General features: G+C 61.5%; 24 protein-coding genes and 2 pseudogenes. 14 read left to right on the top strand and 12 right to left on the bottom strand.

From position 1 onward, the window contains the following. The first annotated feature begins 200 nt into the window (after nucleotides 1-200). Nucleotides 201-773, top strand: coding sequence for an inorganic diphosphatase (locus NKH73_RS27305; RefSeq protein WP_352937554.1), 573 nt, complete (start codon nucleotides 201-203; stop codon nucleotides 771-773). 245 nt (nucleotides 774-1018) lie between these two features. On the opposite strand, the gene NKH73_RS27300 is transcribed toward NKH73_RS27305, so the two are convergent. Next, on the bottom strand, nucleotides 1019-1942 hold the full coding sequence (locus NKH73_RS27300) for a glycoside hydrolase family protein (RefSeq protein ID WP_352937553.1): 924 nt from the start codon (nucleotides 1940-1942) through the stop codon (nucleotides 1019-1021). 427 nt (nucleotides 1943-2369) lie between these two features. On the opposite strand from NKH73_RS27300, the gene NKH73_RS27295 reads away from it, so the two are divergent. Both NKH73_RS27295 and glf read left to right on the top strand, forming a co-directional pair. Continuing rightward, nucleotides 2370-3542, top strand: coding sequence for a glycosyltransferase (locus NKH73_RS27295; RefSeq protein ID WP_352937552.1), 1173 nt, complete (start codon nucleotides 2370-2372; stop codon nucleotides 3540-3542). Nucleotides 3543-3544: 2 nt separating this feature from the next. Further along, on the top strand, nucleotides 3545-4714 hold the full coding sequence (gene glf, locus NKH73_RS27290) for a UDP-galactopyranose mutase (RefSeq protein ID WP_352937551.1): 1170 nt from the start codon (nucleotides 3545-3547) through the stop codon (nucleotides 4712-4714). A gap of 24 nt (nucleotides 4715-4738) precedes the next feature. On the opposite strand, the gene NKH73_RS27285 is transcribed toward glf, so the two are convergent. The 3 genes from NKH73_RS27285 to NKH73_RS27275 form a co-directional block, all read right to left on the bottom strand. Beyond that, a complete protein-coding gene (locus tag NKH73_RS27285; protein WP_352937550.1) occupies nucleotides 4739-5887 on the bottom strand; it encodes a glycoside hydrolase family 1 protein in 1149 nt (382 codons plus the stop codon). Between the two features lie 218 nt (nucleotides 5888-6105). Then, nucleotides 6106-8097 carry an AI-2E family transporter gene (locus NKH73_RS27280; protein ID WP_502894010.1) on the bottom strand — a complete coding sequence of 664 codons (1992 nt, stop codon included), beginning with the start codon at nucleotides 8095-8097 and terminating at the stop codon, nucleotides 6106-6108. A 205-nt stretch (nucleotides 8098-8302) separates the two neighbouring features. After that, entirely contained in the window at nucleotides 8303-9235 is a 933-nt protein-coding gene (locus NKH73_RS27275) for a hypothetical protein (protein ID WP_352937546.1), read from the bottom strand. A gap of 311 nt (nucleotides 9236-9546) precedes the next feature. On the opposite strand from NKH73_RS27275, the gene NKH73_RS27270 reads away from it, so the two are divergent. After that, the gene (locus tag NKH73_RS27270) at nucleotides 9547-9804 is read left to right on the top strand and encodes a hypothetical protein (RefSeq protein ID WP_352937545.1); all 258 of its coding nucleotides are present in this window, start codon (nucleotides 9547-9549) and stop codon (nucleotides 9802-9804) included. 260 nt (nucleotides 9805-10064) lie between these two features. Then, nucleotides 10065-10295 (top strand): hypothetical protein, encoded by a 231-nt coding sequence (locus NKH73_RS27265; RefSeq protein WP_352937544.1) that lies wholly within the window; start codon nucleotides 10065-10067, stop codon nucleotides 10293-10295. Between the two features lie 142 nt (nucleotides 10296-10437). Here the strand turns inward: NKH73_RS27265 and NKH73_RS27260 are convergent, their stop codons facing one another. Continuing rightward, on the bottom strand, nucleotides 10438-10791 hold the full coding sequence (locus NKH73_RS27260) for a cupin domain-containing protein (protein ID WP_352937542.1): 354 nt from the start codon (nucleotides 10789-10791) through the stop codon (nucleotides 10438-10440). A gap of 251 nt (nucleotides 10792-11042) precedes the next feature. On the opposite strand from NKH73_RS27260, the gene NKH73_RS27255 reads away from it, so the two are divergent. Both NKH73_RS27255 and NKH73_RS27250 read left to right on the top strand, forming a co-directional pair. Then, entirely contained in the window at nucleotides 11043-11405 is a 363-nt protein-coding gene (locus NKH73_RS27255; protein WP_352937541.1) for an SPW repeat protein, read from the top strand. 351 nt (nucleotides 11406-11756) lie between these two features. After that, nucleotides 11757-13724 carry an acyltransferase family protein gene (locus NKH73_RS27250; protein WP_352937540.1) on the top strand — a complete coding sequence of 656 codons (1968 nt, stop codon included), beginning with the start codon at nucleotides 11757-11759 and terminating at the stop codon, nucleotides 13722-13724. A gap of 42 nt (nucleotides 13725-13766) precedes the next feature. Here the strand turns inward: NKH73_RS27250 and NKH73_RS27245 are convergent. Together NKH73_RS27245 and msuE are read right to left on the bottom strand one after the other, a co-directional pair. Continuing rightward, nucleotides 13767-13849 (bottom strand): annotated as a pseudogene (locus NKH73_RS27245) (ABC transporter ATP-binding protein); the annotation flags it as partial. 81 nt (nucleotides 13850-13930) lie between these two features. Next, nucleotides 13931-14488 (bottom strand): annotated as a pseudogene (msuE, locus tag NKH73_RS27240) (FMN reductase). 231 nt (nucleotides 14489-14719) lie between these two features. Here msuE and NKH73_RS27235 point away from each other — a divergent pair. Beyond that, nucleotides 14720-15316, top strand: a complete 597-nt coding sequence (locus tag NKH73_RS27235) for a DUF922 domain-containing Zn-dependent protease (protein ID WP_352937539.1) — start codon at nucleotides 14720-14722, stop codon at nucleotides 15314-15316. 260 nt (nucleotides 15317-15576) lie between these two features. Then, complete coding sequence (locus NKH73_RS27230; protein ID WP_352937538.1) at nucleotides 15577-15939, top strand: endonuclease domain-containing protein; 363 nt, start codon at nucleotides 15577-15579, stop codon at nucleotides 15937-15939. A gap of 3 nt (nucleotides 15940-15942) precedes the next feature. On the opposite strand, the gene epmA is transcribed toward NKH73_RS27230, so the two are convergent. Beyond that, nucleotides 15943-16986, bottom strand: a complete 1044-nt coding sequence (gene epmA / locus NKH73_RS27225; protein ID WP_352937704.1) for an EF-P lysine aminoacylase EpmA — start codon at nucleotides 16984-16986, stop codon at nucleotides 15943-15945. Between the two features lie 129 nt (nucleotides 16987-17115). Here epmA and efp point away from each other — a divergent pair, with 129 nt between their 5' ends. Next, nucleotides 17116-17682, top strand: coding sequence for an elongation factor P (gene efp, locus NKH73_RS27220; protein ID WP_292404989.1), 567 nt, complete (start codon nucleotides 17116-17118; stop codon nucleotides 17680-17682). Nucleotides 17683-17968: 286 nt separating this feature from the next. Beyond that, complete coding sequence (locus tag NKH73_RS27215; protein WP_352937536.1) at nucleotides 17969-18565, top strand: CatB-related O-acetyltransferase; 597 nt, start codon at nucleotides 17969-17971, stop codon at nucleotides 18563-18565. 344 nt (nucleotides 18566-18909) lie between these two features. Here the strand turns inward: NKH73_RS27215 and NKH73_RS27210 are convergent, their stop codons facing one another. The 3 genes from NKH73_RS27210 to NKH73_RS27200 all read right to left on the bottom strand — a co-directional run bounded on the left by NKH73_RS27210 (nucleotide 18910) and on the right by NKH73_RS27200 (nucleotide 20726). Next, on the bottom strand, nucleotides 18910-19176 hold the full coding sequence (locus NKH73_RS27210) for a hypothetical protein (protein WP_352937535.1): 267 nt from the start codon (nucleotides 19174-19176) through the stop codon (nucleotides 18910-18912). A 136-nt stretch (nucleotides 19177-19312) separates the two neighbouring features. After that, a complete protein-coding gene (locus NKH73_RS27205) occupies nucleotides 19313-19945 on the bottom strand; it encodes a DUF6456 domain-containing protein (RefSeq protein WP_502894005.1) in 633 nt (210 codons plus the stop codon). Between the two features lie 67 nt (nucleotides 19946-20012). Next, nucleotides 20013-20726, bottom strand: coding sequence for a GcrA cell cycle regulator (locus tag NKH73_RS27200; protein WP_352937534.1), 714 nt, complete (start codon nucleotides 20724-20726; stop codon nucleotides 20013-20015). Between the two features lie 453 nt (nucleotides 20727-21179). On the opposite strand from NKH73_RS27200, the gene NKH73_RS27195 reads away from it, so the two are divergent. After that, on the top strand, nucleotides 21180-21875 hold the full coding sequence (locus NKH73_RS27195; protein WP_352937533.1) for an XRE family transcriptional regulator: 696 nt from the start codon (nucleotides 21180-21182) through the stop codon (nucleotides 21873-21875). A gap of 52 nt (nucleotides 21876-21927) precedes the next feature. Here the strand turns inward: NKH73_RS27195 and NKH73_RS27190 are convergent, their stop codons facing one another. Continuing rightward, nucleotides 21928-22230, bottom strand: a complete 303-nt coding sequence (locus tag NKH73_RS27190; RefSeq protein ID WP_352937531.1) for a hypothetical protein — start codon at nucleotides 22228-22230, stop codon at nucleotides 21928-21930. A 177-nt stretch (nucleotides 22231-22407) separates the two neighbouring features. On the opposite strand from NKH73_RS27190, the gene NKH73_RS27185 reads away from it, so the two are divergent. Next, nucleotides 22408-22776: a hypothetical protein gene (locus tag NKH73_RS27185; protein WP_352937530.1), complete on the top strand. Its 369-nt coding sequence runs from the start codon at nucleotides 22408-22410 to the stop codon at nucleotides 22774-22776. Nucleotides 22777-22858: 82 nt separating this feature from the next. Next, nucleotides 22859-23317, top strand: a complete 459-nt coding sequence (locus NKH73_RS27180) for a GNAT family N-acetyltransferase (protein WP_352937528.1) — start codon at nucleotides 22859-22861, stop codon at nucleotides 23315-23317. The last annotated feature ends 225 nt before the right edge of the window (nucleotides 23318-23542 follow it).

The following is a 23542-nucleotide window of genomic DNA, read 5'->3' as shown; positions in this document are numbered from 1 at the left end:
GGTCCGTAGTTTGCTGCGACCTTGCGTCCATGACGACACAACGCCACCAGTTGCTTGGAACCGCCTGCACGAAGCTTTGCCCGACGCCGTTTCGACGAGATGCTGCTCGACGTCGAGCGTAGGCACGTTCGGAACAAATCCGTCATCCGCCGCTTAGAAAAGCCTAGTGCCATTGGGCATGGACTGGCGAGGACCAAAACGTGGCGAATTATCTGACACTGCCTACGACTACATCGAAGGGTCGGATCAGGGTGGTCGTGGAAACGCCGCGTGGCGCCGAAGCAAAGTTGACTTACAAGCCCAAGAAGAAGCTTTTCGAGTATACGCGGCCGCTTCCAGCCGGCCTGGCCTACCCGTATGACTGGGGCTTTCTGCCATCTACACTGGGCGACGATGGCGATGCCCTCGACGGTCTAGTAATCCATGAGGCAACCTGCGCTCCCGGCGTTGTCATCAAGTGCGATTTGCTTGCGGCCCTTCGTGTCCTGCAAACGGAGAACGGCGAGACCGTGAGAAACGACCGCTTTGTATTTTGCCCGCACAAGCAAGACGCTCATAGTGAGTCTCTCCTTGGCGAGAATGTTCCGGATCGCTTGCGATCCGAGATCGAGCAGTTTTTCCTCGCGTCGGTATCCGGCACTGACAAGCAGATCGAATTCGAAGGGTGGCACGATTCCAGCCAAGCTCTCCGCAACATCCATCGGGCCATGAGAACTTTCGAGCGGAAACAGCGAGCCGCCCGTGAGCGTTCCCACATATCGGTAAGAATGTAGCTCGAAAACAACAAGGCTGCCTGGACGTCGGTGTAGGGAGAAGCTGATGGTGCTCGGCCCTTGCAAACAGCGAACGACGCCTGAACCTCTCAAGCAGTGGGCGCAACTGGATAAGGCGAGATGTTGTCGCGCTCTGGCTTGCGGCCCTTGGTAATGCAGAGCGGCCGTTGGCCCTGTCGCAGCCATTGCAGGAACCCGATAAAATAGTCATGGCACTGCCATGATGCTCGTGCTGGTCGTCCCTGTTAGGCGACTCGTGAAAGGACTTGCTGATCCAGGTCGCACCTAGCCAGTCCAAAACGCCAGCGATGGTTCGTTGCCTCACGTCTGCTCTGGTAGAACAGGGTCAGTTTCCCGCCCTCGATCATCACCGTCGAATGGCCGTTTTCCCCAGGCTCACCAGGGTCAAGCACCGGGCCGACCGACACGTAAGGACCCTTGACGTCGTCGGCGACGGCAAAGAATACACGCTGACGACTTCCGCGCGGACCGTCGGGAAGGAAGCAGGTGGCGTTGAGAAGCACGCGACCGTCAGGCAATTCGACCAGTTGAGCGCCCTCGATTCCCCATTCGTAGTCGGGATGCTCACGCGCATTGTGATGGGGAACGTCAAGATGATCCAATATCTTGCCCAGACGTTTCCATGGCCCGAACCAGGAATCGGATTGGCTGCGCGCCAGATAGACGTCAGGCTGCGGCACTCTGGTGAATTTAGGCATGCCTGAATAGACGATGTAGCGCTTGCCGCCGATAATCGCCGGATGGGGATCATAGATCCCGTCCTCATCGGTATCCGGCAGGGACAATATCGCCGGATTCAGCACCACCCAATGAAAGCCATCATTGGACACAGCATGCTCGCAACGTCCGCCCGACTTCATGAACTCGGTCTGAATAAACATATGGAAGACGCCGCATTCATGAATAACGCCGGGCGCCGCAATGCCCGATCCGGTTACCGCCAAGTCGAGCGCCTCATGCTCAGTCCAGGGACCCAAAAGGTCCGGAGCCGTGGCATGTAGTATTTTCCAGCTCTCGGTCGTGACAGTGCCGCTCGAGCCGAAGACGTGCCAAAGCGTGCCGTCGAACACCGGACAGGGATCCTTCAGATCATCCACGGCCTGCGGGTGAAACAACGGAAAGACATTGGTTTCGAAGTTGAATTTCATTTCTTAGTTTCTCTCACGGCGTTGTTCGTCGACGATCGCGGGCCCGTGTGCCACTCGGCCGAATCGATTCACAGACCGTTAACTTATAGCTCCCCCGATTAACGCTTGTTGAATGATCGATCGTTCTCAACCGTTCTGTGGCAATGCGCCACATTCGTTGAGATCACGCGTGGCGCAGGACCTTGCCGACAGCCGAAGCGCTCGCGTGGACCGGCTGGGGTCGGACGCCTCGGCTGCCCGTCGTTTATTGGCAGATCGATTGGGGCAAGTGTGGCGCCGCGAGCTAGACACACATGCAGTTCAACTCTGTGGAACAACTTACTTAAATGAAAGTTAGATGTATGCCTACGGGTCTAAAGTCGAACGCGTCTCGATTAACATATGTTATTTCGAGAGTATATTGAACTGTAGCTAAGGGAAAACTTAGATGGAAATGGCGGGTGGCAAGAAAATATCACATGACACTCCCGTAAAATTGTCAATTATACTTTGCTTTTCCCACCTAAGATGGAATTTCGTACATCAACGCCCACAACACATTCTGACGCTCGCGTCAAAACAGCAACAGCTAATTTACTTTGAGGAACCGGTCTTCGAAGAAACACACTACCCCTCTATCAGGATAAAAGATGAGTCGCCGACGATCAGAATCGTCACCCCGGTTCTACCGGTCGGCATTTCAGCAACAAAGGCGGACGCGATCCAGCGCAGGTTCGTCGACCAGATCATCACCTCCACCCCGCATGACCGGCTGACTTTATGGTACTACACGCCGATGGCGCTGCGTTTCAGCGACCATCTCCTCTGCGACGTGTGCGTCTACGACTGCATGGATGAACTCTCCGCCTTCAAGAACGCGCCGGCAGAGTTGGCGCAGATGGAGAAGGCGCTGTTGCAGCGCGCCGATGTCGTCTTCACGGGCGGACAGAGCTTGTACGAGGCCAAACGATGCCTCCATAAGTCAATTTTTCCCTTCCCCAGCAGCATCGACGTTGCGCATTTCCATAAGGCAAGACAGCCCGGCGATGACCCTGTAGACCAGGCAGGCATACCTCACCCGAGAGTGGGCTTCTTCGGTGTGATCGACGAACGGCTCGACATTGATATGATCGCGCGAGCGGCTGCGGCAATGCCCGACGTGCATTTCGTTGTGCTCGGGCCAGTGGTCAAGATCGATCCGCTCAGCCTGCCGCAAGCAAGCAACTTGCATTGGCTGGGTGCCAAGTCCTACGCCGACCTGCCTCGCTATCTCAGGCATTGGAACGCCGGCTGGATGCCCTTCGCGCTCAATGAGGCGACACGTTATATCAGCCCGACCAAAACTCCTGAGTTCCTGGCCGCCGGACTGCCGGTGATCTCCACCGCGATCGTCGACGTCGTGCGCACCTATGGTTCGCAAGGCCTGGTCGACATCGTCGACGCCGAAGATCTCGAAACCAAACTTCGGTCTGTTCTGTCCCGCCCACGCGATTTCCTGCTGAAGGAAGTCGATGCCTACCTTGCAAACATGTCGTGGGAACGAACGTGGGACGCAATGGCTGCACATATCCAGCGTGCGTATTCAATGAAAAGCATTGTGCCGTTGCGCAGGAGAGCCTGACCATGTTCGATTGGTTGATTGTCGGCGCCGGCTTCGCCGGCAGCGTGCTCGCCGAACGCATCGCATCGCAACGGCATGAAAGCGTTCTGCTTATCGATAGGCGAAATCATGTCGGCGGCAACGCCTATGACTGCTACGATGAAGCGGGGATTCTGGTCCACCGCTATGGGCCGCATATATTCCACACCAACGCCCGATCGATCATCGACTACCTCTCGCAGTTCACCGAATGGAGACCTTACGAACATCGCGTACTGTCTTCGGTCGACGGAAAACTGCTGCCGATACCGATCAACCTCGACACGATCAATCGCCTGTACGGTCTGGAATTGACGCCTGAGCAGTTGGAGGAGTTCTTCGCATCCAGGCGAGAAACGGTCGAGGAGGTCCGGACCGCCGAAGACGTGGTTGTGAGCACCGTTGGCAGGGAACTCTACGAAAAATTCTTTCGCGGCTACACCAGGAAGCAGTGGGGCGTCGATCCGGCCCAACTAAGCAAGTCCGTGACTGCGAGGGTCCCTACGCGGATCAACCGCGATGATCGCTACTTCGGCGACACTTTCCAGAATATGCCGGCTGGCGGGTATACACGCATGTTCCATCGCATGCTGGACAACCCGAGGATCAAGATCATGCTGCAAACCGACTATCGCGAAATTCGCGACACCATCCCCTTTCAGCGGATGATCTACACCGGGCCGATTGATGAATATTTCGACTGGAGCCTTGGTCGTCTGCCTTATCGGTCACTGCGGTTCGAGCACGTGACGCTTGATTGCGAGCAGTTTCAGCCGGTCGCCGTCGTCAATTATCCGCAGACGGAAAACTATACCCGCATTACCGAGTACAAGCATCTGACCGGTCAGCAGAGCCCTAAGACCAGCCTGACTTATGAATATCCAACCGATATCGGCGATCCCTATTACCCGGTGCCGCGGGCGGAAAACGAGGCTCTGTACAAACGCTATGAAGCACTGGCAGCGGCGTGCCCCGACGTGTGGTTCGTCGGGCGCCTGGCCACGTACCGTTACTACAATATGGATCAGGTTGTCGGTCAGGCTTTGGCGACGTTCGCGCGCATCCAACAGAGCCTTCCGGCAAACGGCACCGTGCAGATGCTTACGCAGCGGACGACGCTCGGCCAACATTCGGAGCAGTTCCCCACCTACTAACGTGGCCCGCTCCTTCTTAGATCGCTACGAAACAGCTGCCGCAAATAATGTGCGCTGGCGATCCAATTCATCGGCAACCGGCTGGCGAAGACTGCGCGAACCGTCGGCGTGAATGGTAGAGAACAAGCCGACTTCCGCGTGGCGCGAATTGTCCCAGCCGGGATACGCGGTCACCGGGTACAGACATATACCCTGAACCGGGGCACCACGGCTCATTGCGTTACGGACCTCATCGCAAACATAATGGAGCCATGCCGGCCGGCCTGATCCTTCAGCGCCTGTCTCGGCGATGAGCATGGGCTTTCTGTAGCGCTCTGCGACTTCGACCAACATGTCGGAAAGCGCCCGATATTCGTGGTGGCCCATCGGTATCGTTGGCCCCTGAAAGTACCATTGGTTGTGCGGATAAAAATTAAGCCCGATGACGTCGACGCAGTCCTCGCTGCCGCCCAATTCGGGCTCGGCACGGCCCGTCAGCATGTCGTAGGCTTCAAACTGGCCCTGACGAACATTTTCCGCACGCCGCTGCTCGGCACGACTACGGTCACGGGGCGCAACATGGATTAGCGGTTCAGCCCATATGAACCGGCAATCAGGTTCGGCATCGCGCATCGCCTTGACGCCCGCAACCGCTGCCCTCACCAACTGTCGCTTGAACCATCCCCGCTTCTTTGGCCCCACGCGCGGGAAATAGCCGACCTCAATCGCCCATGCGAAAAATGAGATCTCATTGATCGGGCACACCAAGGGAGCTACTCCCGTGACGGAGCGGTGGACCCTGACAGCTTCAGCGGCGAAACGAACATAGGCCTCTGTAAAGTCTGGGGCGCCTTGGTCTACGTGATCTGGTGAGCCATAGTGGAAGATATCCCAGACGACCTGCACCCCCGCCGCGTCGGCTGCTTCGATCATTGAGATCCAACCCGACCAGTCGAAGACTCCGGGCGCAGTTTCAATCAGGTGCCAGCGCAAGCCGTCGCGGATCGTACGAAGCCCTAGGACAGCACAACTGCGATAATCGGCGAGAGCGTGTTTGTCGTGTGCGGTCGCGCGAATCAAATCGAGGCGCACTCCGTCGCCGCGCCGATGCGATGAACACTCGAAACCGGCCATGAAGAAGCTGGCAAATGCGGACAGGCGTTCGCCTGGCGGACGCGCCGGCTCGTTGCTCATACGTGCGACCCGTCGGCCAAGGCTCGCGCCACCGCTCCCGGTAGGCGATCGGCCATTGAAATCAACAACACTGCCATGGCTCAATCCCCCCCATCGCGTACCGAACTTGCCTGCGACCGTGAGGTTCCCTTCGCCTGGAATATTTCTGGTTGGGAGGGCGATCCGCCCAACTTGGCGCGCCAAAGATGATTGCAGGCCCGCGCTCTCGGCGCCCGCGTTCATTTTGCAGCCGCACGTGGCGCTTTCTTGGCGGCCGGCGGCCGACGGCGCATGCGGCGCCTGGCAGCGGCCTTCAGGGCGATGGGCGGATCGCTCGACAACGCGCCCAACACGGCATCGACCATGCCATGGGCCACAAAATCGGCGTTGATGTCATTGGCCAGTTTGACGGCTGTCTCGCTGGCGTCGCCGGCGTTCGACCAGAACACGATGCCCACCCGTAACGCCCTTTTGACACGTTTCAGCCGACGAACCAGGAAACGGGCGTGCTTGACTGAGTCGCGGTTCAGAAAGCCGACCACAACGGTGTCGACAGCGTCGAGCTTAAGCCGGCGAATGCTCGCCGGTTCCATGTCGGCAAAGCTCGCCTTCGATACCGTCGCCCCCTGGACTTCGAGCACCTGCGCCAGCATGGCGGCGGCGGCATCGTCGAGTTCGCCGCGTCCGCCGGCACACAGGACGGACCTGTCCGTTCCATCAGGCAACTCGATGTCGTCCTCGCCTTCCCCCTGACTCTCCTTGTCCTTGCGCGAGCCGGTTTCCTCGGCGGCGGCTGGGTCTTCCTCCTCCTCTGCTTCTTCCTGTGCGCTGTCGTCGAGGTTCGCCACCAGCGTCTGCGCACTGGCCGCCACCTGCCGTCTTTGCTCATCGCCCATGACGCCCCGCACGCGATCCTGTTCGCCGAGCAGAAGTGCGGGAATGGCGACCTTGTCATAGAATTCGAACAGATATTTTTCCTCCAGGATCTCCTCGGCGTGATCTGTGGCTTCCTCTGGATCGCTGGCCAACAGCCGTTGGTAGAGCCGGGCATGGGGTTCGAGCACAGGTTCGTTGCCGAACAGGACGTCGAGGAATTCGAACTGCGGCACGTGCCTGCCGAGCACGACGAGACAGACAGTGAGCGGCGTCGACAGAACCAGGCCCAGCGGCCCCCAGAGCCAGGTCCAGAAGATAGCCGCAACGATAATGGCCAATGGTGAAAGCCCGGTGCGTGAACCGTAGAGCCACGGTTCGACGACGTTGCCGGTTATCATTTCCATGGCCACGAACAGACCGGCGGTCCACAGCACGAGCGACCAACCGGGAGCCACGGCAAGCGCTAGGAACAAAGGCAGCAACGCACCAACGATCGGGCCGATATAAGGAACAAAGCGCAGCGCCAACGCCAGCAGGCCCCACAGCATCGCATTCGGTATGCCCAGAACCCAAAGCCCGAATGCAATCGGCACGGCATAGATGATGTTCACCACCAATTGCATGAGTAGATATCGGCCGACCCGCTTGCCCGCTTCCTGGAGCGCCTCGGTGGTCCGATGAAGATCGCCGTACCCGACGAGGCGTATGAAACGATCGCGCAGGTCCTCGCGCTCGAGCAGCATGAAGATGACGACGACGATGATCAGGCCGGCCGATGCTAGCGGGCTGATCAGCGGGCCGATCAGGTTCTGAAGAACCTGGAGCGGCCTTTCGCGCGCGATGATCTCGACAGGCACCGGCTCGCGCTCTGGTTCATCTGCGGTAGGCGGTGAGGCTTCCTGCCTGTCGAGTTCCTGGCCTACGCGTTCGATCACCCCGCCCAGCCTGGCGATGATGCCGCCGCCGACGCCGGTTTCCTTCAGGGACCTGACCTTGGTCAGGATATTCGACTGGTAAAGCGGGATGTTCTGCGCCAGTTCGCTGACCTGAGTGGCGACAATGAAGGAGAACAGCGCAAGGACCGTGAATGCACTCAGCACACTGGCGATGACGGCCGGGAGGCGCGGAAGGCCGACTCGCTTGAGTCCGGAAACCATGGGCGCGAGCGCGAAGGTAAGCAGCAGAGCGATTGCGATCGGCAGGAAAACCTCGCGCCCGAAATACAGGGCGGCAACCGTAGCCACGACAGTCGCGACGGTGGGCAATGACATGCGCGGAAGGGTTCTGGCAGAGGAAACCATGCCTATCAGCACGGGCTCGGCGGGTTGAATGCCGTTTCGAGGATTGGCCGCCACTTGATACCTCCGCCCTGCCACAGCCATGATCGGGCATGTTGAGCCGGCGTGCAACTTTCGCCTCTTCGCGCCGGCGAGTTCGAAGACGCGACCGGCAAGGCGGGCGCTTGGCAGCCCAACTGGACAGCCGGACGGGCGCTTTGGTCGCCGGACACAACAGCTGACGCAGTGATCGGTTCCGCGGAGACAGAAGACGAGATCAGGCTTAGTCCGAATGGCTCAGCCAATGACGGTCGAACACGTCGAGAATGGCGCGGAATTCGGCCGGTGGGATCTGGCTGGCACCGCCGTCCTTGCTGTCTGCCACGAGGAATTGCGCCAGCTGCCGGTCGACCGCTTCCGGCTGCTCGACGGTCACGCCGAGCGACGCCAAATCCCTGGCGATCGACCCGCCGGGCGGCAGATATCCGCCCCAGGCCTCGGGCGTCGGATCGCGCAAGCGGACGATCAGGATCCTGGTCAGGGATGGTTGCGGCTCCGGACCGATGATGGCGCCGCCGCACATATAGCCGCCAAGCACGCTTCCCGGCCGCGAGTGCGGGAACAGGCAAAGGAAGAAATGGGCATCGCCGCCGGTTTCCTTCAGAAGCGCATAAAGGCCGCGTTTTGCCGGGCTCACCGGACCGCCGACCAGCAGTTGTCCGGTCGGCAACACCTCGCGATAGGTGGCGGTCAGCCCGTGCGCCCCCGGCCCGGTCTCTATCGACAGGCTGCCCCTGATCAGCTGGCCGCGATAATAAGGCGACAAAGCATGCGAATAGCACGCATAGACTCCGGCAAGGGCCAATCCGAGGCTTCGCTCCTCATGCCCATATGATGCCTCGAACTGCGCGCCGGCACGACGTTCTAGTTCCGTCTTGTCGATGCCGTGTCGGGCGCAGATCGCGGCGGTAAAGCTTGGCAGATCGCTTTGGGCAATCCAGGCACCGGGCTGCTCCAGCTTGAGAAGCTTCGACCAATCGTCGTAGACGCTGAGCTGGCGTGGCTGGGCGCGGCCCTGCAGCCATTTGTCGGCACGGCCGAGATCGAACGCCGTGTTCGGGTTGACATCCCGGAACGCCGCCGCAAGGTCCTTGCGGCTGACGGTTCCCAGCAGAGCCACAGTCAGCCGTAACTTCTGCGCGATATGCTGTGCCATCCCACGTGCCCCTTTATGCCACCGCAAGGCATAACATGTGCCAGCACTTGCTCCCACCGCATTCATCGCGGGCCGGACCTCTCCTAAAGTCGATATTCCAGGAAATCCGCAGAATTCCATGCCGTTCCACGCGCCTGCCCTTTTCGCCCCGGCAAGCGGCGCTAAGGTCGCGGAGGGCAAGGGCAAATCATATGAAACTCACGCTATGTAGGCTGGAACACCAACCCCCTTCCTCAGTCATTTGAACGACGGCGAAGCTGAGTTCTCGCAACCAGCACAAGATGCCGCCTCAACAAGGAAGGAATAATTCGATGTCCTGGACTGCATCTCCCAAAATCTCCTTCACTGCGGTTGCGGCTGGATCCGCCGCACTGCTGCTGCTGATCTTGGGCCCGGACGGACCGTCGCGAGCTGCTGCCGGCTCGCGCGCTGCAGCGACATATGGCAAGCAGGCCAAGCCTGCCATCGAGCCGACGCGCATCGAAGTCGACGGTGGCGCGCACGTGATACGCTTTTACATTGACGGCAAGCAGGTCGCCCTGCTCGACTCCACCGGCTTCAAGAATTGATCTCACACCGGCGCTGGCCGCGACATTGAGCGGCCAAGCGCGACTGGATGTCCGTGTTCGGCCGCGCCGTTCCGGGCTTCGGCTGCCCGATGCAGCTGCGAGCCTAACACGCGCCGGCACCTGCTGCGTTCTCCACGGCCCGCACTTTTCGACAAGCCGATATTCCAGGAATTCCACAGAATTCCACGCCCTTCCACACAGCGGCCGTGTTCGAGCCGGCGGCCGGGGTTAACCTTACGTTAACCATGGAGGGACTTGTCATGAAACTTGCCCTTATTGCACTTCTCGCCGTGCTCCCACTGTCGCAAACCGTGGAGGCTAAAACGAAAGTCGTTGCCACCGATGCGAAAGCGGCCACAGCCGAGAAAGTCCGGCCGCTGCTCGACAACAAGTCCACCGGCGGGATCACCGCATGGCCCAGCGCGATAGCAGCGCCGGCCGGCAAGGATGTGTCCAGTCCGTATCCGCCGGCGATCTATTTCAATTTTTAGAGTCTCATCCATCGGATGGGTCTCTATCTTTTTATTCGACCGTCCCACGCTTGCGGTGCCCCGGGATCGACAGATCCCGGGGGTAAACTGCTTGGCGGCGGCGCGTTAGTCCGTGATGGGATTGCTCCGTTCGCTCTCGACCTCAGGCGATCCTGACGACGAAATGCTTCGTCACCGGTTCGATGATCTTCCAAGTTCCCTTGAAATCGGCCTCGACCACGAAGGCATCGCCGGGACCGACTTCGACGGGCGCGCCGCCGTCGGGCGTGATGATGATGCGGCCTGATATCATGTGCACGAATTCATAGTCGCTGTAGGTCGCGTGATAGGTGCCGGGAGTAGCCTGCCATGTTCCCGACATGACCTTGCCGTCCTCGGTAGTGTGCTGGACGGCGGTCTTCATGGTTGGGTTGCCGTCGACCACGACCCAGCCCGCGAGATCGCCCGCCTCGGCGTTTTCGACCACGCCGAATTTGAGGATGGTCTTCTCTGTCATGGTCGGGCTCCGTTGGACTTGTGCCAGCATTGGCTATCGGTCAATAGCCGAAGCACCTGATATGGGCAACGTGGCTGCCCGGAATTGCGCACGCGGATGACGGCAGACACTGCATCGCCGCGGTGCGGAACGAACGCCGTGGTCGCGCCGGGCCACTCCTTGAAGGTCCTCAGAACTGCGATATATCAATGACTAAGCGTGCGTTGCACGCGATCTAGTGCTTTGGTCAAACTTCATCTGTGGAGGTTGTCATGGCAAACAATCTGATGGAAGGAAAGAAGGCTCAGGATTGGATCAATCTGATCCTTGCGGCATGCCTGTTCGTCTCACCCTGGATCATCGGCTTCGCTGCTGAAACCGCTCCTGCGTGGAACGCCTGGATTGCCGCAATCGTGCTCGGTGCCCTGGCTCTCGCGGCGCTTTCGGTGTTCGCCGAGTGGGAAGAGTGGGTGAACCTTGTTATCGGGCTCTGGCTGATCGTTTCGCCCTGGCTGCTCGGCTTTATGGCGAACTTCAACGCGATGGGGACCCATGTGGTCCTCGGCGTGCTGGTGGTCGCGGCATCCGCCTGGGCAGTCTGGGACTACCGTCACCATCCGCCAGCACATGCGTGATCGGTGACGTCCAAGGGGAGGAGCCCGGCGCGCGAGCGGCGGGCTCCGCTAAAGCCTGAGATCGATACGCAGGCCCGCTAGCCGGGCCAACTGTCCCTTTGTGCACAAAAATCGGCCGCCGCTCTCCGTTTGCACCGCTGTGGCATCTTCCGAACCAAATATCTGTCATCCAGGTTCCGCAGTGCAGCAGAACCTGGATGGGGCTGCTGGGCTGCCTTTCACCGGCATACCGGCCTGGCGAACCTCCACTTATGTTGCACTGCGTTAGATTTGTTGCATTGCAATATCAGCGCATCGCGTCGAGTCTTCGCAACGGGTGAGCTTTTTCAACGACCTACACGAGGTTTCGCCGTGTCAGCATCGTTTCGGCCTGATATCGAAGGGCTGCGTGCGCTGGCGGTGTCGGGCGTCGTCGCGTTCCATTTCGGTCTGTCGGACCTGCCGGGCGGCTTCACCGGCGTCGACATCTTCTTCGTCATCTCCGGCTATCTGATCACCGGGCAATTGCTGCGGGAAATCGCCGAGGACGGCAAGCTGGACCTATGGCGTTTCTACGCGAGACGCGCCCGGCGCCTGCTGCCGGCCTCGCTGTTCGTCATTCTCGTTACGCTGGTAACGGGTTACTTCATTCTGTCGCCGGACGAACAGTCGCTCTATTCGAAAGGCGCCATGTACGCCTCGGCCTATGCGATCAATTTCTGGCTGATCCGCTGGTCGTTCGACTATTTCGCCCCTGATGCGGCGAACAACCCCTTCATCCACTTCTGGTCGCTCTCGGTCGAGGAGCAATTCTATCTCGTATGGCCGGGACTGCTTCTGTTGGCCGCATGGCTGCGCCCAGGCAAGCGCGCGGCAATCCTGGTGATTGGCCTCGCCGGCTTGGTGTCGTTCGCCGTCTGCGCCTGGCTCACCACCGTGGCGCAGCCCTGGGCCTTCTATTTCTCGCCGCTCAGGGCCTGGGAATTCGCCGCCGGCGGCCTGGCAGCGATGGCGCCGGCAAAATTCTGGCGGGAGCGCCCACAACTGGGCGCAGCACTGGCATGGCTTGGCCTGGCGCTGATCGCCGCGGCCTATCTCACCTTCAGCGAACAGGACACGCCCTTCCCCGGCGTCGCGGCGGTGGTGCCGGTGGCCGGCACCGTGCTCCTGCTGCTCAGCGGTTCCGGCAATGCTCAAAGAGGACCCAGCGCCGTGCTGGCGCTGCCGCCGTTGCAATGGGTGGGGAAACTTTCCTACTCGCTCTATCTCTGGCACTGGCCTGTCATCGTCTATGCGACGATGATGGTTCCCGACCTCGCCTGGCCCGGGCGGCTTGCCTGCGCGGCATTGACGCTGGCGCTGTCGATCTTCACCTATAATTTCATCGAGAACCCGATCCGCCGCAATGGCTGGCTGATGGCCAATGCGGCGCGTGCGCTTGTCCCCGCCGCAATGCTGACCGGCGCCAGCGTGGTAGCGACCTATGCCAATGCGCGCCTTGCCGTGCACGACCTCGATCCCTCACAACGCATCATTGCCGAAACGGCCGCACAGCCCTCCACAGCGCGCGCCAAGGCGGGCTGCGTTCTCGATTACGAGACCGTCACGCCGAAGCCCTGCGTGTTCGGCGCCAAGAATGCCGAGCAGTCGATCGCGTTGTTCGGCGATTCGCATGCCGACCACTGGTCGACGCCGCTGATCGAGGCGGCGACGAAGAACAACTACAAGGTCGTCACCTGGCTCAAATCCGCCTGCCGGGCCTCGCGGCTGACGGTCTGGAGCTCGAAGCTGAAGCGCAACTACACCGAGTGCGATCAATGGCGCGAGCAATCGATCAAGGAGATCATCGCGCTCCGCCCGAGCCTGGTGGTGATCTCGGAGATCTCGCTGACCAGCTCGCGCAAACTGTCGCCCGAGGCGCAGGAATCCGACAGCCTGGATCAGGATTGGCGGGCCGGCCTGCGCGCAACGCTGGAAGCGTTCAGCCAGGCCGGGCTGAAAGTCGCCTTCATCCGCGACGTGCCGTTCAACGGGATGTTCGTCGACACCTGCGTGGCCCGCGCGCTGTGGCGGGGACAGACGCCCTCGGTATGTGACGCGCCGCGAACCGACGCCGCCAACGACGCGGTGGCCGCGGTGGAGCGCGACATCGTGCGCGCCGTCCCCAACGCGACCTATATCGATATGACCGACCGGTTCTGCGACGCCAAGACTTGCCATGTCTTCATCGACGGCAAGCTGGCCTACCGCGACCGCCACCACATGGCCACGCCCTTTGCGCAAACGCTGGAGCTACCGGTCGAGCGCGCGCTGTTCTCGAACGTGGCGGCGGAGAAGTAAGGGCGGCGCAAGACGCGCTTTTCACCCGCTGCCCGCTGTGTCTCAGTGCAAGCCGAACTCACGCAGCAGTTCTTCGCGATAGCGCACGAAACGGCTTCGCTGCGATCGCGCGGGCGCGGCGGTTCAACGTCGACCAGCCGTGCTTTGCCGCCTTTCTCCCTGGGTTCCTTCTGTGCTGTGCGGAAAGGGAATCGGCTGACCGGTGTTTAGGCGGCAAGACCGACGCTGCGTGGCGTTCCGGCCACCCGGCATGCTTCGGCGACCGCTTGCCTGACGCGAGAATGGATGGCTTCGGAGACCAGCACGCCGTCGGCGAAGTCCTTGTCGGAGGCGCAGATCGCGGTCGGCAGGGTCAGTGCCTCGAAGAAACCGAACAGCGGCCGCAGCTAATGTTCGACAACCAGCGAATGACGATCGCCGCCGCCGGTTGCTGCGAGGATGACCGGCTTTCCCCTCAGGGATGACGGGTCGAGCAGGTCGAAGAAATGCTTGAAAAGCCCGGTGTAGCTGCCTTTGAAGGTCGGCGAGCCAACCACCAGGACATCGGCACCCAGCAATCGCTCGACGATGCTCCTGGCCAGCGGATCCAGGTCGCCGACGCGCCTTGCCAGCGGGAAGGATTGGCCGAGATCCTCGATGTCGAAAACGGCCGAAGCTGCACCGGTGCTGCTCGCCACGTCCGCAACGATGTGGCTGATGAATGCCTTGGTCTTCGACGGACGGGTCAGGTTGCCCGACAGCCCCACCACCAGTTTCTTCGACATTTCGGTCTCCTCGCAAAACGCTTGTGCGCATTAACTCTACTGAGAATTAAATGAGCGAGAAGATTTCAAAACGAGCCCGCCAAGCGGATTGAGTTTGCGGCACATCGCCGTTGATTGGTTCATTCGACGCGCAATACGAACGCCAAGGTTTAGGGCAAGGACGCCTTGACCGCATTCTGGCCACGCGTTGATGATCAAGCGCACCAAAGGCATCGGCCCCGGGGGATTCGCATGAAAACAGCCGTTCTGACGTCTCTGCTCCTGGCCTGTTTGCTGGCGTCGCCGGCGCAGGCAGGATGGAAGCCGATCGAAAAGGTCGAGACCTACGCCGTTTCAGGGCAGACCGGTCCCCAGCTCCATGCCTCGATGGGCGAACGGGGGCCGACGATCGGCAAGAGCAAGGTCCGCGCCATGGCCTACACCAATTTCAAGCTGACCTGGGTCAGGGATTATCAGCGACAAGGCAATGCCTGCGTGCTGGTGTCGGCTCGGCCGAAGCTCATCATAACCTACACCTTACCCAAAACCTCCGGGCCGCTGCCGGCCGCCGTGCAGAAAAGTTGGGAGGTTTTTGCCGCCGGCCTCGCCGCCCACGAAAAGGTGCATGGCGACATCATCGTCGACATGGTCCGCAAGATCGAGACGGCCACCATCGGCTTGTCCGTCCCCGACGATCCCGGCTGCAAAAAGATCAGGACCGAAATGACCAGGCGGCTTGCCGAACTCTCCCAGGCGCAGCGCCAGGCAAGCCGCGATTTCGACCGGGTAGAATTCGCCCCGCGCGGCAATCTGCAGCAGCTCATCGTCGCTTTGCTGATGGGGCGGTGAGATCCCACCGGGAGGAGAAGCAGTGAGGTGGAGCTGGAAATCATGGCAAGTTGGGCGGGACAGCGCCCCCCTCTGTCCTGCCGGACATCTCCCCACTTGGGGGGGGAGATCGGCCGTCATCTTTGATTTCGCCAATCGCCAACCTCGAAAAAGAGGCGCTGCCGGCGCAACTGCCAATCTCCCCACTTGTGGGGGAGATGTCCGGCAGGACAGAGGGGGCGCCGTAGAGCGCCGACCTCAATAGCAACCGAGCATTGACAATGCCTCACACGCCATTGCCTCCACGAAATCGCGCCAACGCCAAGTCGATGCGCAAAGCCATGACTGACGCCGAATTGAAGCTCTGGAATGAGCTTCGCGCGCATCGGCTGATGGGGCTTGGGTTCCGGAGACAATTTCCGATCGCTGGTTACATCGTCGACTTTGCTTGCCCGGAAAAGAAACTTGTCGTCGAAGTCGATGGTTCGCAGCATGCCGATGCCAATGAGGACGACGAGGCGAGGACAAAGCGTCTAGAACAAGACGGCTGGACCGTCCTGCGCTTCTGGAACGACGACGTCATTCGCGACATCGACAATGTCTGCCAGCACATAATCATCGAGGCCGGGCTGGACAGGCGCTGATTTTCACCCCGCCACCGGCGTCCACATCACATCCTCGACCCGTAGCGCCCCGGTTGCCAGCATCACCAGCCGGTCGAAGCCGAGTGCGGCACCGCTTGCCTGCGGCATGATGGCGAGTGCGGAGAGAAAATCCTCGTCGATCGGATAGCGCTCGCCATAGACGCGCTCTTTCTCGTCCATCTCGAGGATGAAGCGCCGGCGCTGCTCGGCGGCGTCGGTCAGTTCGCCGAACGCGTTGGCCAGCTCGACGCCGCAGCAATAAAGCTCGAAGCGCTCGGCGACCCGCGGGTCATCGGCGCTCGGCCGGGCAAGTGCCGCCTCTGAAATCGGATAGCCATGGAGGATGGTGGCGCGCCCCTGCCCCAGCGCCGGCTCGATCTTTTCCACCATCACCCGGCTGAACAGATCGGCCCAATTGTCGTCGGACGCGGTGCGTAAGCCCGCCGCAACCAGCGCCGCGTGCAGCGCCTCGCGATCGGTGCTGCCGTCGGCGGCGACGGTGGCCAGCAGGTCGATGCCGGCATAGCGCGCAAAAGCCTCGGCGACGCTCAACCGTTCGGGCTCGGCGAACGGATCGGCCTCGCGGCCGCGAAAGGAGAAGCGTTTTGTGCCCGCCCGCTCGGCGGCCAGCGCGACGAGCCCGGCACAATCCTCCATCAGGCTCTCATAGGTCTCATCAGCCCGGTACCACTCGAGCATGGTGAAGGACGGATGGTGCAAGGGGCCGTGCTCGCGGTTGCGGTAGACGGCGCTCAGGCTGAAGATGCGCTTCTCGCCGGCGGCGAGCAGCTTCTTGCAGGCGAATTCCGGCGAAGTGTGCAAATAGAGCGGCTGGCGCTGTCCGTCCGGCGCGATCGCCTCGGTGGCGAAGGCCGACAGATGCGCCTCATTGCCGGGCGAGATCTGCAGCGCGGCCGTCTCGACCTCGACAAAATCGCGGCGGGCGAACCAGTCGCGCAGGGCCGCAGTGATGGCATTGCGCAGGATCAGCCGCGGCCGGCGGTCGGCATGAACATCGGGCGTCCACCAAGGCGAGGCGGCGATCATGACGACAGGATTTGCATCGGGGACTGGCGATTGCAGCCAAGATGCGCTAGGCCGCACCAGACGGCTCCCGCAGCCGATTTGCGCCAGTCGGCGCTCCCAGGCCAGTCAACGCTCTTAGGAATAAAGCCCGTGAAGGTCATCGCCAGTTCCCTACGCAAAGGCAATGTCGTCGAAAAGGACGACAAGCTCTATGTGATCCTCTTTGCTGAAAACATCCATCCGGGCAAGGGCACGCCGGTGACCCAGCTCGACATGCGCCGCATCTCCGACGGAGTGAAAGTCTCGGAGCGCTACCGCACCACCGAGCAGGTCGAGCGCGCCTATGTCGAGGAGCGCGAGCACACCTTCCTCTATCGTGACGGCGAAGGCTTCCATTTCATGAACCCGGAAAGCTACGACCAGGTCGCGGTGTCGGAAAGCGTGGTCGGCGAGATGGCGCCCTATCTCACGGAAGGCATGGCGGTGCAGGTATCGCAGTACAATGGCATCGCCATCTCGCTGGTGCTGCCGCAGCGCGCCACTTTCGAGGTGGTCGAGACCGAGCCGGTGACCAAGGGCCAGACGGCATCCTCGTCCTACAAGCCGGCAACGCTGTCCAACGGCGTGCGCACGCTAGTGCCGCCGCATATCAGCGCCGGCACCCGCGTTGTGGTGATGACGGCGGATGGCGCTTATGTGGAGCGGGCGAAGGATTGAGGGGCACTCAGCACCCCACATCGGCTTCAACAAGTGAAGGACAGATCGTACTCGACGCGCTCGGTCAGCGCCATCGACCTGGCGCCGTGCTGCTACGAGACGCGGAAATCCTCGCGTTGGCGGGCGTGCCGATCCGCCGCGCGGCCAAAGCGCCCTTGCGAAATGCCCTCTCTTGAGCAATGCTCCACCCCTTAGCAGGGGCTTGAGGAACGACATTTAAGGCAGTCGCGCAGATCGACACGGTGGCGTCGCTTGCAAGTTCACCGTATCCAGGCGGTAAACCGGGATGGCTTTCAAGAAACTGCGGATTTGGCTGGGACTGAGAGACGATCCCGCAGCGATCTCGCGTCACGCTAAAATCGGACGCGAAACCTATGGTGTCCACGGTAGGACATTCCTCAACTGCACGGCAGAATCACCAGTCGAGATAGGCGCATTTTGTTCTATCGGACCAGGGACACTCTTTCTGTGTCAGACTGATCACCGAACGGATACGGCTTCAACTTTTCCTTTTCAGTCGCGGATTTTCCGGCAGAAAAAGAACCTAGAGTATCTCGTTTCGAAAGGCCCGATCCTTGTCGGCAATGATGTCTGGGTCGGAGCCCGTGCAATCATCCTTTCAGGCGTGACCGTCGGCGACGGAGCAGTTATCGCCGCCGGCAGCGTCGTGACCAGGGACGTCGCGCCATACACGCTTGTCGGCGGCAATCCAGCCAAGGTGATCAAGCGCCGGTTCTCCGACGAAACCATTGCTGCGCTGCTGGAAATCCAGTGGTGGAACTGGCCCTTGGCGCAGCTCAAAAAGGAACGCGCCGCCTTCGACCTGTCCGCCGAGGTTTTTGCCAAGCACTATGCAGTCCGCCAAAATTCAAGGCGGGTGTAAACGCGACTGCGAAGACGCTCGGCCGAAGCCAGAGCTTGTGCGGGTGCTAATTGTGATTTGGAGCGCTAGGTAGATTTCGCAACAGCTGGGCTAATCTGCCTGGACGCTCGGCGGAATGGCCGGAATAAATCGGATAAACAGCTGCAAGATACTGGGATTCAGCCAAGGATGAGACTCGCCACCAGAACCGTAAGGATAAGCGACAGCGGAACGGCAAGCAGGCAGCACGCCTCCAAAGTGTTGATTTGCCAAGAGTTCATCGAGCGCTTTCCCATGTTGATTTCCTATCTAAACGGGCAAACCGGGACGGCAGTTCCACGGAAAATGTCCGGGCATCATCCAAGCTATCGTGGCGACCGGCGCGAAGCCGCATTGCGAGTTATCCAGCGGGCACGTGCCAGATGCGTCGCCCAGGCCCGGAATGCGCGTTCTGGCTCCTGTTCCGGGTCGATGTGCAGAACGGTTTGGGCGACCTCACGCCAATCGGCCCCGTCCGCCGACGCATCGAGCAGCCGGATATAAGTAAGCATGTGGTCCTCGTCATAGCCGGTCAGCACCGAAGACGTCGGCGCGTCGTCTGCGAAATGAGGGTCTAGCTGCGGCTTTAACATTGCGATCTACCAGCAATGGCGCACCGTAACAGGCCATGGGGAAACCTGCGCCCTTCAATTGGAGGACGTGCGGAGGACCTGGGCCGATCGAGGCTCGCCTCTCAGCCTGATCACCCATCGATGCGGCAGGTCGCCCTCACCGCGGCCGCCGCATCAGCATCATCCCGTAATGCACCGCCAACAGATCCAGCCCGATCTTGAGCAATTTAGACACAGCATCGCGCGGCTCGCCGGTCTGTTCGGCCAGGCTCTTCACCGTCTCGCCGTGGCAGCAGACTTTTTGCACCACGCCCGATATCTCCCAATGCGAAAGCGCCCTGGTGGCGTCGGTATAGGCGCGGCCGGCGGACAGGATGCGGTCGGCAACGCCGCCGCCGATGCGCCCGCCGTCGACCCGCTCGGTCAGCGCCGTCGGCTTGACGCCGTCCTGCTGCGAGACCCGAAAATCCTCGCGGTAGCGCATGCCCGCCTCGCGCTGCTGGCGCGACAGCGAGGTGATGCCACTCAGCGGGTCGACATTGCGCACCCGCACGACGCCACCGGTCGCGGTGTGGCCACCATTGGAAACCTCGTAGACGCGCCGAGCCTCCAGCGTGCCCGCCGCCAGCCGTTTGCGGCCGAAGGCGTCGTCCTTCAGCGCGAAATCATGGCCGATCTCCCTGCGAATGCGCACCTGCTCGGCCTCGCCCTTTGCCAGTCTAGGCGCCTTCGGCGGCCGGGCCAGCTTGGACGGCTTTGGCATCTTGGGCTTGGCGGTATTCTTGCTCATGCGCAGTCTCCTCGTTTTATTTGCTGTCTTTGCAGAACCCAAGATTGCCGTCCGTTTGGCAATCAGCTCACCCCGCATCCGCCAGAGCCGTACGGTGATGATCGCAGAAGCGCGCCGCGTGATAGGCGCAGTAGCTTTTCAGCGGCCGCGTGCGCAGGCCGCAGCACAGCATGTCCAGTCCCGGCCGGCTGCCGGGCGCGTCGTTTTCGGGGTCTTCCTCCAGCGTCAGATCGAGCGGCGCGCGGCAGCGGTTGAACAGGCAGTCGATGAAGCGCATGGCCGCCACATGCGGCTGGGGCCCGACGGCTGCAACGGGGCGCGGCACCGGCGCTTTGAGCGCCTCGCTGTCGGGCCCGTGGATCTCATGCACGAACTGGCGCTGCGGCAGCCAGACCGGCGGCGCCAGCCTGGCCGGCGTGACATGCCTTGCAGACCCGCTTTGCTTTACCGGCTTCGCTTGCACGGGCAGCTTCGCTTGCCCCGGCAGCTTTGCTTGTCTCGGCAGCTTTGCTTGTTCCGGCGGCTCGGCCGGCCTCGCGGATCTGCTCGGGCTGACGAGCTTCGCTGGGTTTTTTCTGGGCCGGCCGCCGGACCTGCCCTGAGGATTGGCAAAGCCGATCGCGCGCAAGTCGGCGTTGCGGTGGACGACGCCGATGACCGCGTTGCGCGAGGCCGGGCCACCGCGCAGTGCGCTCAGCCGGTCGGCGATCCTGGCGGCGGACAATCCGTCCTTTAGCCAGCGGGCGATGCTTTGCAATTCTGTGTCGTTATAGGCGGGCATGGTGTTGATCCGTTTAAAAGGGTTGTGCCCAAGCTCGTCCCTCTCCCGTTCGCCGGGAGAAGAAAGGTCACCTCCGGCGACAAAGCTTCGCCTCGGCCGCCTCGCGGGTGGCGCCTGAAACCGCCCTGCCCGTTTGCCGGTCGAAGACGATGACCGTGCCGTCCTCGGTGCGGATGCACGAAAGGCCCGCATGACACGCGCCGACATTCGTGGCCGGAACCGTGAGGGGAACGGCTCCGGCCGTTCCGGTCGCCGCCGGTGTCGGCAAGGCGACCGGATCCGAGGCGTGAGCCTCGGGCTTCGTCCCGGCCGGGGAGGAGGACAGCCGGGACGGATGGGAAAACGAGATGAGGCGACATGGCTTGTGCATGGGCTGTATATAAGCATAACTCGAAAAATAATGCAAGCTCTTCTTTTATGGACGTAACCGATTCTTATGTTTCAGATGGCGCCATGGCGAAAACCGCATTGTCGATCAAAGTCGGGGCAGCGATCCGCAAGGCGCGCAAGCAGCGTGGCCTGGTGATGCGCCACATTGCCGAGCACAACGACACCGATGTCGCCGCCGTCGGCAATTGGGAAACCGGCCGCAACCTGCCCAAGACCGAGAACCTTTTGAAGACCGCCGCCTTCCTGCGCGTCGACCCCGTGGCGCTCGGCAAGGGCGAGGTCGTCTTCCTCGACGACGCCGACAATGTCGCCGATGCGGAGATCGTCACCGACGCCGCTCCCCTGCCCGCCGGCCCGATGGACATCGAGCTTCTGGGCGCCGCAGTCGGCGGCGACGACGGCGACTTCACCTTCAACGGCGAGGTCGCCGGCTATGTCCAGCGCCCGCCCGGCATCGCCCATTTGCGTAAGGTGTTCGCGCTGCATGTGCTCTCCGACTCGATGGTGCCGCGCTACGAGCCCGGCGAGATGCTCTATTGCGGCGGCCGCGACGCCGTGCCCGGCGACCACGTGGTGATCGAGATGTTTCCCGAGGAAAACGAGCGCAACGGCAAGGCGTTCATCAAGAAGCTGGTCAAGCGCACCGCCGCCGAGCTGGTCGTCGAGCAGTACAATCCGCCTAAGACGCTGACCTTCAACCGCTACGCGATCAAGGCCGTCTTCCGCGTCATCCCGCTTAAGGAACTGCTGGGGTATTGAGGGCGGCGGCGCGGGTGTTATCTCCCCCTTGCGGGGGAGATGGCGTTTCCCCTCAAGCCCGCCTGGATCTCTCCAGGGGAACCTCGCGCTCGTTGAGCATCCGCGCCTCGGCACGGCGCTGCTGCTGCTCGTCGATGAACGCCGCCTGGACCGCGATCGCCGTGCCCGGCAGGCCATCGGCGCGACAGGCCTTGCAAATGAGGCGCCCCGAAAGGGCTGCCAGCGGCGTCTGCGCGCTCACGCCGTAACGCTTGAGCTCAGCTGGCTTCCACCATCTGTTGCGGCCGCAATCCATACACTCGACCGCGATCGAGACAACCTCGGCGATCGTCGCTTCCTTGCCCGGCAATGCCATCGCCCCTAGTGCCTCCGTTCCTGTTTTGTTCACATTCTTAGGGGTTTTTCCCAAGGAGTCGAGTCGGTTCCGCTCAAACCGATGAAAAAGTTTAGCTTGTATCAATTTTTGAGTTATGCTTACATATCGATGTCGACGAATAATGCCGTCGCGGCCGCTGCCAGCCAAGGAAACGGAATGGACGCCCTCTCCGCTCAATTCGCCCGCGATTGCGGCTATACCGGCGACAGCCCGGCCATGCTGGCGGCCTTGGCGGCCATCCGCCTCGACGGCATAGGCAAGGCGCGGCTAGGCCATGGCCAGCGTAAGGCGGTGGTTGACCGGCTGAAGCACGGCGAGGCCTTGTTCCTGGCAGCGATCCGCCCGGCGCAATCGGCCGAGGAGGCGATCGAGGACGCCGCCCGCTTCATCGCCTGTTATCGCAACATGCCGCGCTGGCGCCAGGAAAGACGCGGCGCCGATCTCGCCCGTGCCAGGCAGCAGCGGCTCCTGGCGCGCTTCTTCCGCCGTTTTGGTCACCGCCTCTGGGCACAGCAGGCGGCGTAAGCCGGCGGTCGTCGACGCCATCCACCGCGGATGGCTGGACCGCACTTGCCGTCGCCGACGCCGCGCCGTAAATCTCTCCCCGATGAGCGAGATTGAGTTCCGTCGCGCGCAAGCGCCCGATCTGCCGACGATTGTCGCACTGCTTGCCGACGATGCGCTTGGCGCCGGCCGTGAAGACCCGTCAACGCCGCTCGCGCCGTCCTATCTCGAAGCCTTCAGCGCAATCGAAGCCGATCCCAACCAGCTGCTGGCCGTAGCTGTCGAAGCCGGGCAAGTGATCGCAACCCTGCAGCTCAGCTTCATCCCAGGCATTTCGAGGAAAGGCGTCTGGCGCGGCCAGATCGAAGGCGTTCGCGTCGCCCGCCACCGGCGGTCCGGCGGCGTCGGCAAGCAGATGATCGAATGGGCGATTGAAACGTGCCGTTCGCGCAATTGCAGCTTTGTCCAGCTCACCACGGACAAGAGCCGACGGGAAGCGCACGGCTTCTATGAGCGCCTCGGCTTCACCGCCAGCCATCTCGGCTACAAGATGGCGCTGTAGGTCGCGGCACCCGTCATCAGGCACTGCCGAGCTCCCGTTGCGGGAGAGATGCTGGCAGCGGGAGGGGAAGGATCGCAGCTTCATCCCAGCTTGGGTTCCTCGCCCCCCCCAAAGTGGGGGCGGGGGGCCCAAGCCGTGTGAGGGCGGGGGGGGGCGCAAACCAGAAGCGGTTGGCCAGCACACGCCATTGAAATACGCCCCAATTTTTTTGCTGTGTGTTATAAA

Source organism: Mesorhizobium sp. M0938 (assembly GCF_040319125.1).
GTDB classification, from domain to species: Bacteria; Pseudomonadota; Alphaproteobacteria; order Rhizobiales; family Rhizobiaceae; genus Mesorhizobium; species Mesorhizobium robiniae.
This window is presented reverse-complemented; position numbering and strand designations above follow the sequence as displayed.

What these genes read in the sequence shown, in the direction of transcription:
- NKH73_RS27300 (WP_352937553.1), bottom strand. Translation starts at nt 1,942, where the DNA reads ATGAAATTCAACTTCGAAACCAATGTCTTTCCGTTGTTTCACCCGCAG.
- NKH73_RS27295 (WP_352937552.1), top strand. Translation starts at nt 2,370, where the DNA reads ATGGAAATGGCGGGTGGCAAGAAAATATCACATGACACTCCCGTAAAA.
- glf (WP_352937551.1), top strand. Translation starts at nt 3,545, where the DNA reads ATGTTCGATTGGTTGATTGTCGGCGCCGGCTTCGCCGGCAGCGTGCTC.
- NKH73_RS27285 (WP_352937550.1), bottom strand. Translation starts at nt 5,887, where the DNA reads ATGAGCAACGAGCCGGCGCGTCCGCCAGGCGAACGCCTGTCCGCATTT.
- NKH73_RS27275 (WP_352937546.1), bottom strand. Translation starts at nt 9,235, where the DNA reads ATGGCACAGCATATCGCGCAGAAGTTACGGCTGACTGTGGCTCTGCTG.
- NKH73_RS27270 (WP_352937545.1), top strand. Translation starts at nt 9,547, where the DNA reads ATGTCCTGGACTGCATCTCCCAAAATCTCCTTCACTGCGGTTGCGGCT.
- NKH73_RS27265 (WP_352937544.1), top strand. Translation starts at nt 10,065, where the DNA reads ATGAAACTTGCCCTTATTGCACTTCTCGCCGTGCTCCCACTGTCGCAA.
- NKH73_RS27260 (WP_352937542.1), bottom strand. Translation starts at nt 10,791, where the DNA reads ATGACAGAGAAGACCATCCTCAAATTCGGCGTGGTCGAAAACGCCGAG.
- NKH73_RS27255 (WP_352937541.1), top strand. Translation starts at nt 11,043, where the DNA reads ATGGCAAACAATCTGATGGAAGGAAAGAAGGCTCAGGATTGGATCAAT.
- NKH73_RS27235 (WP_352937539.1), top strand. Translation starts at nt 14,720, where the DNA reads ATGAAAACAGCCGTTCTGACGTCTCTGCTCCTGGCCTGTTTGCTGGCG.
- NKH73_RS27230 (WP_352937538.1), top strand. Translation starts at nt 15,577, where the DNA reads ATGCCTCACACGCCATTGCCTCCACGAAATCGCGCCAACGCCAAGTCG.
- epmA (WP_352937704.1), bottom strand. Translation starts at nt 16,986, where the DNA reads ATGATCGCCGCCTCGCCTTGGTGGACGCCCGATGTTCATGCCGACCGC.
- NKH73_RS27215 (WP_352937536.1), top strand. Translation starts at nt 17,969, where the DNA reads ATGGCTTTCAAGAAACTGCGGATTTGGCTGGGACTGAGAGACGATCCC.
- NKH73_RS27210 (WP_352937535.1), bottom strand. Translation starts at nt 19,176, where the DNA reads ATGTTAAAGCCGCAGCTAGACCCTCATTTCGCAGACGACGCGCCGACG.
- NKH73_RS27205 (WP_502894005.1), bottom strand. Translation starts at nt 19,945, where the DNA reads ATGAGCAAGAATACCGCCAAGCCCAAGATGCCAAAGCCGTCCAAGCTG.
- NKH73_RS27200 (WP_352937534.1), bottom strand. Translation starts at nt 20,726, where the DNA reads ATGCCCGCCTATAACGACACAGAATTGCAAAGCATCGCCCGCTGGCTA.
- NKH73_RS27195 (WP_352937533.1), top strand. Translation starts at nt 21,180, where the DNA reads ATGGCGAAAACCGCATTGTCGATCAAAGTCGGGGCAGCGATCCGCAAG.
- NKH73_RS27190 (WP_352937531.1), bottom strand. Translation starts at nt 22,230, where the DNA reads ATGGCATTGCCGGGCAAGGAAGCGACGATCGCCGAGGTTGTCTCGATC.
- NKH73_RS27185 (WP_352937530.1), top strand. Translation starts at nt 22,408, where the DNA reads ATGGACGCCCTCTCCGCTCAATTCGCCCGCGATTGCGGCTATACCGGC.
- NKH73_RS27180 (WP_352937528.1), top strand. Translation starts at nt 22,859, where the DNA reads ATGAGCGAGATTGAGTTCCGTCGCGCGCAAGCGCCCGATCTGCCGACG.